Source organism: Paenibacillus sp. 2KB_20 (assembly GCF_052115765.1).
Classification (GTDB): Bacteria; Bacillota; Bacilli; order Paenibacillales; family Paenibacillaceae; genus Paenibacillus_AQ.
This window is the reverse complement of sequence record NZ_JBFRHH010000015.1, coordinates 19,663-33,137: the sequence shown is the minus strand read 5'-3', so window position 1 is coordinate 33,137 and position 13,475 is coordinate 19,663. Positions and strand designations below refer to the sequence as shown.

General features: G+C 50.8%; 11 protein-coding genes and 1 other annotated feature. All 11 genes read left to right on the top strand.

The window, feature by feature from the left end:
• The first annotated feature begins 128 nt into the window (after positions 1-128).
• The 11 genes from AB4124_RS28735 (at position 129) to mreD (ending at position 13,456) form a co-directional block, all read left to right on the top strand.
• Positions 129-1,475 carry a LysM peptidoglycan-binding domain-containing protein gene (locus AB4124_RS28735; protein ID WP_441974963.1) on the top strand — a complete coding sequence of 449 codons (1,347 nt, stop codon included), beginning with the start codon at positions 129-131 and terminating at the stop codon, positions 1,473-1,475.
• 190 nt (positions 1,476-1,665) lie between these two features.
• Positions 1,666-1,966 (top strand) — a binding site (T-box leader).
• Between the two features lie 112 nt (positions 1,967-2,078).
• Positions 2,079-4,748: a valine--tRNA ligase gene (locus AB4124_RS28730; RefSeq protein WP_441974962.1), complete on the top strand. Its 2,670-nt coding sequence runs from the start codon at positions 2,079-2,081 to the stop codon at positions 4,746-4,748.
• Between the two features lie 7 nt (positions 4,749-4,755).
• Positions 4,756-6,156, top strand: a complete 1,401-nt coding sequence (locus tag AB4124_RS28725; RefSeq protein WP_430199602.1) for a bifunctional folylpolyglutamate synthase/dihydrofolate synthase — start codon at positions 4,756-4,758, stop codon at positions 6,154-6,156.
• A gap of 6 nt (positions 6,157-6,162) precedes the next feature.
• Positions 6,163-7,539 (top strand): UDP-N-acetylmuramate--L-alanine ligase, encoded by a 1,377-nt coding sequence (murC, locus tag AB4124_RS28720; protein WP_215155283.1) that lies wholly within the window; start codon positions 6,163-6,165, stop codon positions 7,537-7,539.
• A 214-nt stretch (positions 7,540-7,753) separates the two neighbouring features.
• Positions 7,754-9,142: an SPOR domain-containing protein gene (locus AB4124_RS28715; RefSeq protein ID WP_441974961.1), complete on the top strand. Its 1,389-nt coding sequence runs from the start codon at positions 7,754-7,756 to the stop codon at positions 9,140-9,142.
• 127 nt (positions 9,143-9,269) lie between these two features.
• Positions 9,270-9,512 carry a DUF4321 domain-containing protein gene (locus AB4124_RS28710; protein ID WP_076323127.1) on the top strand — a complete coding sequence of 81 codons (243 nt, stop codon included), beginning with the start codon at positions 9,270-9,272 and terminating at the stop codon, positions 9,510-9,512.
• A 25-nt stretch (positions 9,513-9,537) separates the two neighbouring features.
• Positions 9,538-10,149 carry a Maf family protein gene (locus tag AB4124_RS28705; protein ID WP_441974960.1) on the top strand — a complete coding sequence of 204 codons (612 nt, stop codon included), beginning with the start codon at positions 9,538-9,540 and terminating at the stop codon, positions 10,147-10,149.
• A gap of 85 nt (positions 10,150-10,234) precedes the next feature.
• Complete coding sequence (gene radC, locus AB4124_RS28700; protein WP_009593994.1) at positions 10,235-10,924, top strand: RadC family protein; 690 nt, start codon at positions 10,235-10,237, stop codon at positions 10,922-10,924.
• Between the two features lie 38 nt (positions 10,925-10,962).
• The gene (locus AB4124_RS28695; protein WP_009593998.1) at positions 10,963-11,997 is read left to right on the top strand and encodes a rod shape-determining protein; all 1,035 of its coding nucleotides are present in this window, start codon (positions 10,963-10,965) and stop codon (positions 11,995-11,997) included.
• Positions 11,998-12,054: 57 nt separating this feature from the next.
• A complete protein-coding gene (mreC, locus tag AB4124_RS28690; RefSeq protein WP_076323129.1) occupies positions 12,055-12,930 on the top strand; it encodes a rod shape-determining protein MreC in 876 nt (291 codons plus the stop codon).
• Between the two features lies 1 nt (position 12,931).
• Positions 12,932-13,456: a rod shape-determining protein MreD gene (gene mreD / locus AB4124_RS28685; protein WP_076323130.1), complete on the top strand. Its 525-nt coding sequence runs from the start codon at positions 12,932-12,934 to the stop codon at positions 13,454-13,456.
• Positions 13,457-13,475: the final 19 nt, after the last annotated feature.

The window sequence follows — 13,475 nt, the reverse complement described above, 5'->3', positions numbered from 1 at the left end:
TCACGCACAATTCGCAAAAAAGTCATGCTCTCCTATTTTCGGCATATAGATAAATTGAGTGGCAAAACTTAGGCTCATGCCGTGATAACAGATCACGGATAGTATATGCCAAAAAGGAGGACATTCCCGTGTTTGACCAGTCCTACGGATTGCGGTTCGATATTTACGAGCGTATTAATTTAACGGAAGATTTGCCGGGAATCGATGAATTGGAAGAGGCGGAGTTGATCCCGCACATTCAGGTGATCAGTCAGCAGGACCAGGCCACGCTTCGGGGTCATCTGCTTCTTGCAGGCCTGTATAAAGGTGACACCGAAGCCGGAGAGACGGAGCCGCTCGAACACTGGATTCCGGTCGAAATCACGGTCCCGCTGAACCGGGTATCATCATTGGATGACATCGCGGTCGAGATCGAGAATTTTGACGTGGATTTGTTATCTAAACGCAGCTTGAACATTACAGGGGTTCTGTCGCTCAAAGGAATTCAGGCAGCGGCTCCGGGAGCCCGTGACCAAGTATGGGCCAATGAGGAATTCACAGTGGTACATGCTCCTGAAGCGACAGATTATTCGAACGGGGAGCAGCAGTTCGCAGCCAACCCGTATGACCAGTTTCAAGGCGGAGCCAACACTGATGCGAATTCGGCTTCACCTTCTTACTTCAACGAGGCTCAGCCCCAAGCCCAAGAGTCCGGGACGGATGCACGCACACAGCAGTATCTGGCATCCTGGGCGCAGTATGAGAACCAAACTCGGGATTCACAGGCCTCGGACAGCACCCTAAGCATCTCCGGTGCGACTGAAGCCCGGGATACGGTCGAATATGCCTTACATAGTGAGACGGAAGCTCAGGCAGCTGAGCCGTCGATTCCAAGTGTATGGCAATTCGAACGGGCTGCCTCCCAGCCGGAGCCGGTGCAGGAAGATTCAGCAGCCGGTTTCCCTGGTGTCACTGAGCGTAAGGGCGAAGAAGTTGAAGCCGTACCGGTGCTGGAATCACCGGAAACGGAGGAAACCCAGCCTGTTTTTGCTGAGGAAGCAGTACCTTTGGAGGATATGGATGATATAACGGAGGAGGTTTCCGTTAAAGTTGAAGAGGTTCCGACCAAACCGGAGTTAAAGGTGGCCTTCAACTCGAAGAACAGCAGCACAAACAGCACATCGGGTGTAGGCTTATCTTCATTGCTTCAATCGAGCAGAACGGTTCAGGATCAAGCCGCTCGGGACGAGGAAGAAGAGGCGGAGGAATTGGTTGATTCGGCTTCGGCCGAGGATGTGGAGTGGAAGAGTCTGTTCCTGGGTAACCGCCGCGAGGAAACGCCGTTCCGCAAGGTCCGGATGTGCATTGTACAGCGTGAGGAGACACTCGACGAGATTGCCGAGCGTTATCAACTGACGCCGCGGGAGCTTTTGTTATATAACCGCATGTCCGAGCAGAATGTGGAAGAAGGACAGGTATTATACATTCCCCAGTAATCGGTGGGGGGAGCAATTGCGTAAGAAAAAGCAGGTCAAGGTAGGACATCCTTGGCCTGCTTTTTCAATGTATAAGATTTATTGATTCGGCAGGTATGATGTCTAAATCGATCGGAAACACTCGAAATATTGACTATATGCAACAACCACGGTATATTTGAATAGAATATGTACAGGTATTTCATAAGCTAGAACAACGTTGAACGGGAAGAGTAGGAAGGTATGGCCTTCAGAGAGCGGAATTGCTATCAAGCGCTGTGAGATTCCGCAGGAACCAGCTTGCCGAAGTCACCCCGGAGTTGCGGACTTGAGATAGAGTAGGGATCGATTGCTACCCTGGTTAGAGTTCGCCGGCCGCAGCCGTTATCTGCGTAAAGTGTCGTGCTTGATCGTAAGCCTTTCATGTTCTTCATGGGAGGACACGGTTGATGAATTATTTATAAGCACGAAACAAAGGTGGTACCGCGAGAGAACAGTCTTTCGTCCTTTGAGGACGAAGGGCTTTTTTTGTTTCATGCCAAACATTGATATTCATGCCCACGCCCGGAGGCTAAAACATTTCGGGTTGGCAAAACTGATTAACAGTATCGGAGGTACGAAAATATGGATCAAAAACAAAACCAATCCCAGTTAGAAATGCCGACGACGTATGATCCGAAGGCAGCTGAACAAAAATGGTATCCGTACTGGAAGGAAGGCGGCTTCTTTGAAGCTGGCAAACGACCGGATGCGGAGCCGTACACGATTGTTATTCCTCCACCAAACGTTACGGGAATGCTTCATATCGGCCATGCGCTTGACTTTACGCTGCAGGATATTCTGATTCGCGTAAAGCGGATGCAGGGTTATGATTCGCTGTGGCTGCCGGGCTCTGACCATGCGGGCATCGCTACGCAAACCAAGGTTGAGCAGAAGCTTCGCGAGGAAGGCGTTACCCGATACGATCTGGGACGTGAAAAATTCCTTGAGAAAGTGTGGGAATGGAAGGATCTATATGCGAATACAATCCGTGACCAATGGTCCAAGATCGGCCTGTCCCTCGATTACTCCAGAGAACGTTTCACGCTCGACGAGGGGTTGTCGGACGCGGTTCGGGAAGTATTCGTTAAGCTCTATGATAAAGGGCTCATATATCGCGGTAAACGCATCATCAACTGGGACCCGGCTGCCCGCACGGCTTTGTCCGATATTGAAGTGGAGTACAAAGAGGTCAACGGCCATTTGTATCACTTGCAATACCCTCTGAAAGACGGCAGCGGCTCCATTACCGTAGCAACCACCCGTCCGGAGACCATGCTTGGCGATACGGCGGTAGCCGTTCATCCGGAAGATGAACGCTATAAAGACATGATCGGCAAAACATTGGTCCTGCCGATTGTCGGCCGCGAGATTCCGGTTATTGCCGATGAGTACGTTGAGAAGGACTTTGGCAGCGGAGCGGTTAAAATTACGCCGGCGCATGATCCGAATGACTTCGAAATGGGTCAGAGACATGACCTGCCGCAAATTACCGTGATGGATGAATCCGGGACGATGAATGAGTTTGCTGGTAAGTACCAAGGTCTTGACCGGAGCGAATGCCGCAAGCAGATCGTAAACGACATGAAGGAATCGGGCGTATTGCTCCGCATCGAAGATCATGTCCATCAGGTTGGCCATAGCGAGAGATCCGGTGCGGTGGTTGAGCCTTATCTGTCGACGCAGTGGTTCGTTAAGATGCAGCCGCTTGCGGAAGCAGCTGTGGATGCGCAGAAATCCGGCAAGGGCGTTAACTTCGTGCCTGACCGCTTCGAGCGAACCTACCTGCATTGGATGGAGAATGTACGCGATTGGTGCATTTCCCGTCAATTGTGGTGGGGCCACCGGATTCCGGCCTGGTATTCCGAATCGACGGGCGAAGTGGTTGTTGCCATGAATGAAGAGGAAGCGCGCGCGAAGCTTGGCAAGGATGATCTGAGACAGGATGAGGATGTGCTGGATACCTGGTTCAGCTCCGCATTGTGGCCGTTCACGACCATGGGCTGGCCGAATCTGGACAGCGAGGATTTCAAACGTTATTATCCAACGAGCGTTCTCGTGACGGGTTATGATATTATTCCGTTCTGGGTATCGCGGATGATCTTCCAAGGGCTTGAATTTACGGATCAAATGCCGTTTAAAGATACGCTGATCCATGGTCTGGTCCGGGATAGCGAAGGCCGCAAGATGTCCAAGTCGCTCGGAAACGGTATCGACCCGCTTGAGGTTATTGAACAGTATGGCGCAGATGCCATGCGTTATATGATATCGACCGGCAGTACGCCGGGTCAGGATCTTCGTTTCCGCTGGGAACGCGTGGAACAAGCGCGTAACTTCGCGAACAAGATCTGGAATGCGTCACGTTTTGCGCTCATGAACCTGGAGGGCTTCACGGCGGCGGATATCGACATTTCCGGAGAGCTGGGAACGGCCGACAAGTGGATTTTGCATCGTTTGAACGAAACTTCCCGCGACATTACGCGTCTAATTGATGCCTACGAATTTGGCGAAACCGGTCGACTGCTCTACAATTTCATCTGGGATGATCTGTGTGACTGGTATATCGAGTTTGCCAAGCTGTCCCTGTATGGCGAGGATCAAGCGGCCAAGAAAAAGACGCAGTCGGTGCTTGCCTATGTGCTGGACCGCACGATGCGTTTGATCCACCCGTTCATGCCGTTCATCTCCGAAGAGATCTGGCAGCATTTGCCGCATGAAGGTGAGACGGTGATGTTGGCTTCATGGCCGACCTATGATGAGGCGTTTGAGAATACGGAAGCCGTTACCGAAATGAACCTGCTGATGGATGTCATCCGCGCTGTACGTAACATCCGGGCGGAAGTAAACGTACCGATGAGCAAAAAAGTGGAGCTGCAATTAAAGCCGGTAAGCGAGCAAATTGCCAGCATTATCGATCGCAATGCGGATTATATTTGCCGCTTCTGCAACACGTCGGAGTATCAGTCCTCCCTTGCGCTTGAGGCGCCGGATAAGGCGATGACCGCTGTGGTTACAGGTGTTGAAATGTATCTGCCGCTTGCCGGGTTGATCGATATCGCTCAGGAGATCACGCGTCTGGAGAAGGAAATTCAGCACTTGAACAGCGAAGTCGAGCGTGTGGAGAAGAAGCTGAACAACCCTGGTTTCGTATCGAAAGCACCGGAAAAGGTGATTGAAGAAGAACGGGCGAAGCTTGTGGATTACTCGGACAAACGCAGTAAAGTGATCGCACGCATCGAAGAATTGAGAGGCTGAGGGCAAGATGAACTTGGACCAGAAGGTGAGAACGATGGTTGATCATTCGGGAGCAGCTGTAGCTCCGTTCCATACCTATGAGGAAGCGGTAGCTTGGATCAATGGGCTGATTCCGTTTGGAATCCGCCCTGGCATGGATAGAATTCAGCGATTGATGGAGCTGCTGGGCCATCCGGAACGGCGGTTGAAATTTATTCACGTGGCCGGAACGAATGGAAAAGGCTCCACATGCGCTTTTTTAACAAAGGTTTTGCTTCAAGGGGGATTCACGGTTGGCACCTACACTTCTCCCTATATTACGAAGTTTACCAATCGGTTTCAGTATAACGGCGAGGACATACCGGAAGAGACGCTGCTGGCGCTCGCGAATCGCTTAGAGCCACTTGTAGCCGAAGTGGCGAGCTCCGGGCTTGGATCGCCCACGATGTTTGAGGTGTCCACCGCCCTTGCGATCCTGTATTATGCCGAGGTATCTTATCCGGATGTAGTGGTATGGGAGACGGGACTTGGCGGTCGCCTGGACGTGACCAATATCGTTCATCCCATCATTTCGGTGATCACGAATATCGGGATGGACCATACCGACGTTCTGGGTGACACCATTCAGGAGATCGCCACGGAGAAGGCTGGCATTATCAAGCCTGGAGTCCCTGTGGTGAGTACGGTAACTCAGCCTGAGGCTGTCGAAATTCTGAAACAAGCGGTAGAAAAAAACCGTACAAGTCTGTATCTCGTAGATGAACAATTCTCCTATGAGCGACTGCGCGGGGATGAAGAAAGCCAGACTTTCCGCTTTAAGGGCCCGTTCCGGGACATGGATCTGGACATCTCGATGCAAGGCGAGCACCAATGCGCCAATGCTGCGCTTGCCATGATGACGCTGGAAGTGCTTCGCCAGTACATGGCTTTTATCGTGGATGAAGAAGAATTACGTACAGGGTTTAAGGATACTTTCTGGGCGGGAAGACTGGAACAAGTACAGTCCTCCCCGCGGATTGTTCTCGATGGTGCGCACAACCCCGAAGGGGCTGAAACCTTGGCCAAAAGCTTGCCGCAGATCTATAAGTATCGGAAACTGAACTTAATGATGGGAATGCTGGCAAATAAGCATCATGAATCGTATTTGCAGCATATACTGCCAATAGTGGATACGCTTATCCTGACTGAACCGGATTTCCGGAAGAAACTGGACGCCAAGGCGCTTGGTGACATCGTAGAGCAGGTAAGGGAGAAATACGCCAAACATACACTGCAAATCATCATAGAACCAAATTGGAAAAACGCACTTGAAGAGTTGAAGTCACGGACGGAAGCGGAGGATCTTGGGGTGGTGTCGGGCACGTTGTACCTGATTGCCGACGTGCGTTCCAACCTCCTGGGCCTTTCCGATTCTGAAAAAGGTTGGTGATATCTGTTGAATACATCGGAACATGTTCATTTTATAGGAATTGGCGGCTACGGGATGAGCGCCATTGCAAGAGTTATGCTGGAGATGGGTTATAAAGTCACGGGTTCTGACGTGGCATCGCAAGAATTGACAGAAAAGCTGGCGGCCAAGGGCGCCAAAATATACATTGGACATACCGCCGAGCAAGTCCAGGGCGCGGACCTTGTGGTTTACTCGACGGCATTGTCCAAAGACAACGTGGAGCGGGTCGAAGCAGAGAAGCTGAACATTCCTGTCCTTCACCGTGCGCAGATGCTGGCGCGTCTTTTGAACGAACGCAAAGGAGTCGCCGTAGCGGGTGCGCATGGTAAGACAACCACTTCATCCATGATTGCGCTCGTGATGGAAGAATGCGGAGTCGATCCGACATTTATCATCGGCGGGGAAATCATGAATGTTGGCACCAATGCCAAAGCCGGCGAAGGCGAGCACGTGGTGGCCGAAGCCGACGAGAGTGACGGTTCATTCCTTCAGTACCACCCATGGCTCGGCGTTGTTCTGAATATTGAGGCCGATCACCTGGAGAATTACGAAGGGGATTTCAATCGTCTCAAGGCAGCTTATGTACAATTCCTCAGCCAGATTAAGGCAGACGGGACGGCCGTGGTTTGCGCGGACGATAACAACATCCAGGCTATTTTGCCTGACCTTAAATGCAATGTGACCACATACGGCATTCATGCTGATGCGGAGTATACGGCAACGAATCTGGTGCTCGGCGACCGTCACGTCAGCTTCACGATGCTTCATAACGGAATGGAGCTGGGCACCGTGGAACTGTCCGTACCGGGTAAACACAATGTCTACAACGCAATGGCTACGGTGATATGCTGCTTGAAAGGCGGAATCTCGTTTGAAGCGATTGTAGAGGCCATTGTTAAGTTCAACGGTGCTAAGCGCCGCTTCCAGGTGCTTGGTGAAGCAGAAGGCATTCTGGTGATTGACGACTATGCGCATCATCCGACGGAGATTGAGGCTACGATCAGTGCTGCTAAAGCTACGGGCAAACGGATTATTGCCGTATTCCAGCCGCAGCGGTATTCGAGGACCTTTTTCCTTCTGGATGCGTTTAGTCGCGCGTTCGGAGAAGCCGATGAGGTGATTATCACCGATATTTATTCTCCTGCCGGCGAGAAGCAAATCGAGGGTATCAGTTCCGGTAAGCTGGTTGAGCTGATTGTCCAGAACAGTAATGCCGGTGCCCGCTATTTGCCTACCAAAGAGGATGTTCTGAACGATCTCAAAGGTCGTGTAAAAGAAGGCGATCTGGTTCTCACGATGGGGGCGGGCGATATTTGGAAAGTCGGCGCTGCTTTAGCAGAGTCTATTAAAGGCAAGAAGTAAATGGATTGCGCGCATGCTTTGCTGCTTCGCTGCAGCAGGGGATTGCATGGGCTTTTGTCTTTCGAACGGAGGCAAAGCGAGCGGAATCGCTAAGTATAACAGGCTGATCAAGATGTTTTCTTGATCAGCCTGTTTGTTTTGTTTTTCGCACACTCATAAGTTGCCAAGCTTGATCATATAGCTAGGTGTAGAAGGACAAGTGAGGTGTGTGGATATGAATAAAGCACGGATGACGATTCGTTTTGATCACGATCCGCCGAAGGACAGTCATAAGGATCATATGCGTGAGGAACGGGATCCGTATCAAAAAGTTCCAGCAAGACGCAATGACCAAGTTGATGACCGCCATCTCGTATTCGACGAGTTTGACACAACGGCGCCAGATCGGTTTGCCGATGCGGGCACTTCGTTCGAACCTAGGAGCAGTATGCAGCATGATCATCTACGCGTCGTTCCGCCTCTCCGGGAGGAGGGGGAGACCCCGAATGTGAACGGTCAAGGGTGGAGAACCTCGCGTCATAACCGGTCCAGGGGCCGATTAGCTGAGGAAAGACGGCGTCTGGATCATATCGACGGCGGGTCGTTTGGTGACGGACCTGAACATAACGATACATATGACGATATGCGTGAGCGTAAGGAACTCTATGACCTTCATGATGACGTGTATCCCGGAAGAGTGGCCCCCGAAGCGAACGACTCCAACTGGAATCTCGGGCCTGAGGCGGATCTATATGAGTCATCTGCTGATGACTACAGTTATTATCGCTCACGCAAACCTACCTCCTTCTGGAAAATGGCTGTGTCTGTGACAGCGGCTGTTGTTACGGGTTTGCTGTTTGGGTATATGGTGCTGTCTATGTTTAACGGCGGTAAAGCAGGTGAGGATCCAACATCGGGACAGCTTGAAACCAATGATGCAGTGAATCAAGCCCCGGCTGATTCCTCTGGTGTAACGGGTGCAACCATCGCACCTGATTTAACTGAATCGGCTGTTCACATTCCAGGTCAAATCTTTTATATGCTTCAGTACGGTGTGTTCAGCACCCCGGAACGGGCTGAGCAAGCGAAGGGGGAGCTGCTGCAGTCCGGTATTGCCGCCGGTGGAGATTCGGATGAGGAGAACCGGGTGTATGCGGGCATTTCACCAGACCGCGAGCAGGCCAAGCTGCTCAGCAATCAGCTTAAGGCCGAAGGCGTCGAATTATACGTAAGAGAAATCGCGCTCCCTAATATAGAGTCAGCTGTCTTTGCGGGCGAGGAGCAGACGCTGACGGACTATTTTACGATCAGTGGGCAACTGGTATCGGAGCTTAGTAAGCTATCGGCATCGCTGCTGGGGAAGGAGGCGGGCGCGGTGGCGCCGGAGAATATGACTGCGATCACAAATCTGCACCAGCAGTGGATCCAATCGATGAAGTTGCTGTCCGCCGGCTTGGGTCCGGAGACCGGGGCTGTGCTGCCGGCGATGGAGCAATCCATGAACAGTTCAATCACTGCGCTCTCCGAATATAACAAAAATCAATCCAAGGGGCATTTGTGGGAGATTCAAACAGGTATGATGAACTATGTCATGGGCCAAAAGAAACTCCTGGATGGCCTATAAATTCAAATTTACGTAAAATCCGGCTTGGAACTGGAAATAGTTCCCCCTGCCGGATTTCTGTTTGTATTGCTTATCGATTCACCGTATAATAATTAGGGTGTCAAAATATGGCGAGGGAAGAGGATGCATGAAGAAAAACAAAGGAATGCTCATCTTGTTTTTGCTGCTGGGGTGGCTGACGGGAACATGGCTTGCTAAGGCGCTTCAGCCTGTCAAGGCTTTGTCGTTTTTAACGTCTACTACACCGATTAAGTGGTCGCCTCGCGCTGATTTTGACATTATTCGTTATGATATTAACCTTGAACTTAACTTTTGCCTGCTCAGTCTGCTCGGCATTATAGCTGCACTTTGGTTATACCGCAGGCTCTAAGACATGACAAAGGAGATTATCCCCCTTGAATGAGAAGAGAAACCGCCGTATCATATTGGCCTCCACCTCTCCTCGGCGTCAGGAATTGGTTGCCTCCCTTCGTATCCCATTCGAGATTATGCCTAGTGAAGCTGATGAGGACACCCCGCAAGGGTGGTCGCCAGAGCGAATTGTGGAGTCACTGGCACTACGTAAAGCGGAAGCGGTTCTCCGAAAGCTGACGGATGATCCGGGAGATGGTATCATTGTGGGAAGCGACACGATTGTAGTTGTAGATGATCATGTCCTCGGGAAACCGGAGGATCATGCTGACGCGGCAAGGATGTTGTCCATGCTTCAAGGACGGGCTCACCTCGTGTACACGGGCGTGGCTTGTGTTGATCGGGAATCCGGTCATACAAAGGTTGCCCACCGTGTGACAACCGTAAAGATGAAATCGTTAAGTGATGATGCGATCGCGGCTTATGTAAAGAGCGGGGAACCTGCTGACAAAGCAGGCTCGTATGCGATTCAAGGCTTGGGTGCAACCATCGTGGAAGGAATCGAAGGCGACTATTTTAACGTTGTCGGCCTGCCGCTTTCTCTGCTGTCGGACATGCTGTCTGAAATGGGGATGGATGTACTCACCGATTCATAGATATAGAACAACGGCATGCGAAATGTAGGGGAATCCTGAAGTTTCGGTGACCTGCTGATTTAAATCTTAGAAAAGAGGGGAATATATGGAGTCGCCAACGCTATTGCTGCGCGACATCCCCCATGATGAACGACCTAGAGAGCGCATGATGCAATATGGGGCGAGCGCTTTAAGCCATGCAGAATTGCTGGCGATATTGCTTCGGACCGGTACCCGCCAGGAATCTGCCGTACATATAGCCCAGCGGCTGCTGGGGGAAGCAGGCGGCATCCGGCAGCTCGTTGATCTTAGCATTGAGGAAATTACGCAAATCAAAGGAATTGGAACCGCTAAGGCTGTTCAGCTGAAGGCTGGCATAGAGCTTGGACGGCGCTTAGCCGCATCGAGACATGTAGAGCCAGTTATTATTCGCAGTCCGCATGACGCGGCAGAACTGCTCAGTGAACAGATGCGCTATTTACAGAAAGAGCATTTTGTCTGTGTATTTTTAAATACGAAAAATCATGTCATAGCCCAGGAAACGTTATCGATGGGAAGCCTTAATGCTTCCATCGTTCATCCCCGCGAGGTGTTCAGAGCGGCCATCAAATGCAGCAGTGCATCCCTGGTGTGCGCGCACAACCATCCTAGCGGAGATCCGACGCCCAGCCCGGAAGACATATCGCTGACTGCCCGCTTAGTGGAGGCAGGACAGATTGTCGGGATCGACGTGCTGGATCATCTGATCATTGGGGACGGATCGTTTGTAAGTTTGAAGGAACGGGGCTTGATGTAATATAATAGTTCAGATTGACGAAGAAAGGGAGATACATCATGTTAGGTGGTTTTACGAAAGATTTGGGAATCGATTTGGGGACGGCAAATACGCTGGTTTATGTTCGTGGGAAAGGAATTGTCGTAAGAGAGCCTTCCGTGGTTGCTCTGCGTACAGATACTAAGAGCATTGAAGCCGTCGGAGAATCGGCTAAGAAAATGATTGGACGCACACCAGGCAATATTCGTGCCATTCGTCCGATGAAAGACGGAGTCATCGCTGATTTTGATACAACAGCTACGATGATTAAATACTTTATTCGTCAAGCACAGAAGCAACGTTCCATATTCCCGCGCCATCCGAACGTGATGGTATGTGTACCTTCCGGCATTACGGCGGTAGAGCAGCGTGCGGTTGAAGATGCGACCAAGCAAGCCGGTGCACGCGAAGCTTATACGATCGAAGAACCTTTTGCAGCTGCAATCGGTGCCGATTTGCCTGTGTGGGAACCTACAGGGAGCATGGTTGTTGATATCGGCGGAGGTACGACCGAGGTTGCGGTCATTTCTCTTGGCGGTATCGTAACCAGCCGCTCTGTACGCGTGGCAGGCGATGAGATGGATGAGTCTATTATTTCCTATATCAAACGTCAATATAACTTGATGATCGGTGAGCGCACATCCGAGCTGCTCAAGATGGAAGTCGGTTCCGCCATGCCGCTGGAGACCGTGGAAACGATGGAAATTCGCGGCCGTGACTTGGTGACGGGTCTGCCGAAGACGATTACCATTACTTCGGATGAGATTAGCGAAGCGTTGGCAGATACGATTAATGCGATTGTTGAAGCTGTTAAGGTTACGCTTGAGAAATGTCCTCCGGAGCTTGCTGCGGATATTATGGACCGGGGCATCGTGCTTACGGGAGGCGGCGCATTGCTTCGCAACCTGGACAAGCTGCTCGCTGAAGAGACCGGCATGCCGGTGATCGTTGCAGAGAATCCGCTGGATTGCGTGGCCATTGGTACAGGTAAAGCGCTCGAGAACATTCACTTGTTTAAATCCCGGAGCAGCTCTGCCGTCCGTTCCAAACGGTAGAAATCAAAATAGAAGTGTAAACCCCTAATGTTGGGAGAGAAAACAGTAAGTTAGAGGGTGTTGCAACTGTTTAAGCTGCTAGGTAATAAGCGATTGTTTATTATGCTCATCGGGCTGGTAGCGTTTATCGCTATTATGGGGTTTACGCTCGGCCCGAGAGCTTCTTTATCTTGGCCTGAAAAATTTGTCAAAGATACGGTCGGTTTTGTGCAAAGTGTGTTTTATAAGCCCGCTGCCTATATAGCGGGTTTCTTTGAAGATGTACGGAACATGAAGGAGATCTATGAAGAGAATGAGGAGTTGCGTAGAGCGGTTGCCCAATATTCTCGAGAGAGTGCGAATTATAACACGATGAAAGCTAATTACGAAAAGCTTCGGGATCAGCTCCATTTTACAGAGAACCAGAAAAATCGTGACAAATATGAGTACCGTACGGCCCAGGTGCTCAGCGTCAACTCGGATCCGAATAACCGGACACTTGTCGTCGATCTGGGCGAGCGCGATGGGGTTCGCCCCAATATGTCGGTCACGACAGTGGACGGCATGGTCGGTATTATTAGCAGTGTGAGCAATTTCACCTCAACGGTGAAACTGTTGACATCGATGGACGCCCAGGATCCGAACCCGCAGCCGATTTCGGTAACGGCCATCGGCAAAGAGGATAAAACGTTTGGCGTGGTTGAGAGCTACGATGAGAAGACCAACACACTGCAGATGACGCGTATTCAGGAGAATGATCCGATCAAGAAGGGCGATAAAATCATTTCATCCGGTGCCGGAGGCGTTATACCACAGGGCTTGATCATTGGTGAGGTAAAAAGTGTTCAGGTAAGCCAATACGGTCAGAGCAGAACAGCTACGATCAAACCAGCGGCCAAGTTTGATGACTGGAAGTATCTGATCATCGTCTTTACGCCTGAGGAGCCGGAATAAGATGGCACGTAAACAGATTCTGGTCCTGTTGCTGTTCGTGTTGTTTATCCTGCAGGGCACGGTGGTTTTCTGGTTAACGCCAAGCTCGCTGCAGCTTCAGATTTATCCTAATTTTGTATTGGTCTGCTTGTTCTTTGTATCGATTTATTATCATCGCCATACGGGACTGGTGCTCGGACTCATATTCGGCATGCTTCACGATATCGTGTATTACGGCGAGATGATTGGCACTTATTCATTTGCTATGGGCGTATCCGCATATCTGGTGGGACTTGTATTCAAGTCCCCGCGGGCACCATTGCCCATGATGATGACCGTTGTCATTCTGGGAAGTTTGTTGTTTGACAGTACGCTTTTTGGCATATATAAGGTGTTTCGACTCAATCCGACTTCTTATAATTGGTCACTGCTTCATCATATGCTACCCAATCTCCTTGTTCATTTTGCCTTTGCTCTGGCGATTTACGTTCCTCTTCGCAAGCAGATTGAGTTGGTTACGAAGAATCAGAGAAGGAAGGCATCCTGAACCCTCCATTATGACATTT

Coding starts and splice junctions, on each gene's coding strand:
- mreD (WP_076323130.1), top strand. CDS start 12,932: ATGGCACGTAAACAGATTCTGGTCCTGTTGCTGTTCGTGTTGTTTATC.
- radC (WP_009593994.1), top strand. CDS start 10,235: ATGGAGTCGCCAACGCTATTGCTGCGCGACATCCCCCATGATGAACGA.
- AB4124_RS28730 (WP_441974962.1), top strand. CDS start 2,079: ATGGATCAAAAACAAAACCAATCCCAGTTAGAAATGCCGACGACGTAT.
- AB4124_RS28725 (WP_430199602.1), top strand. CDS start 4,756: ATGAACTTGGACCAGAAGGTGAGAACGATGGTTGATCATTCGGGAGCA.
- AB4124_RS28715 (WP_441974961.1), top strand. CDS start 7,754: ATGAATAAAGCACGGATGACGATTCGTTTTGATCACGATCCGCCGAAG.
- AB4124_RS28695 (WP_009593998.1), top strand. CDS start 10,963: ATGTTAGGTGGTTTTACGAAAGATTTGGGAATCGATTTGGGGACGGCA.
- AB4124_RS28710 (WP_076323127.1), top strand. CDS start 9,270: ATGAAGAAAAACAAAGGAATGCTCATCTTGTTTTTGCTGCTGGGGTGG.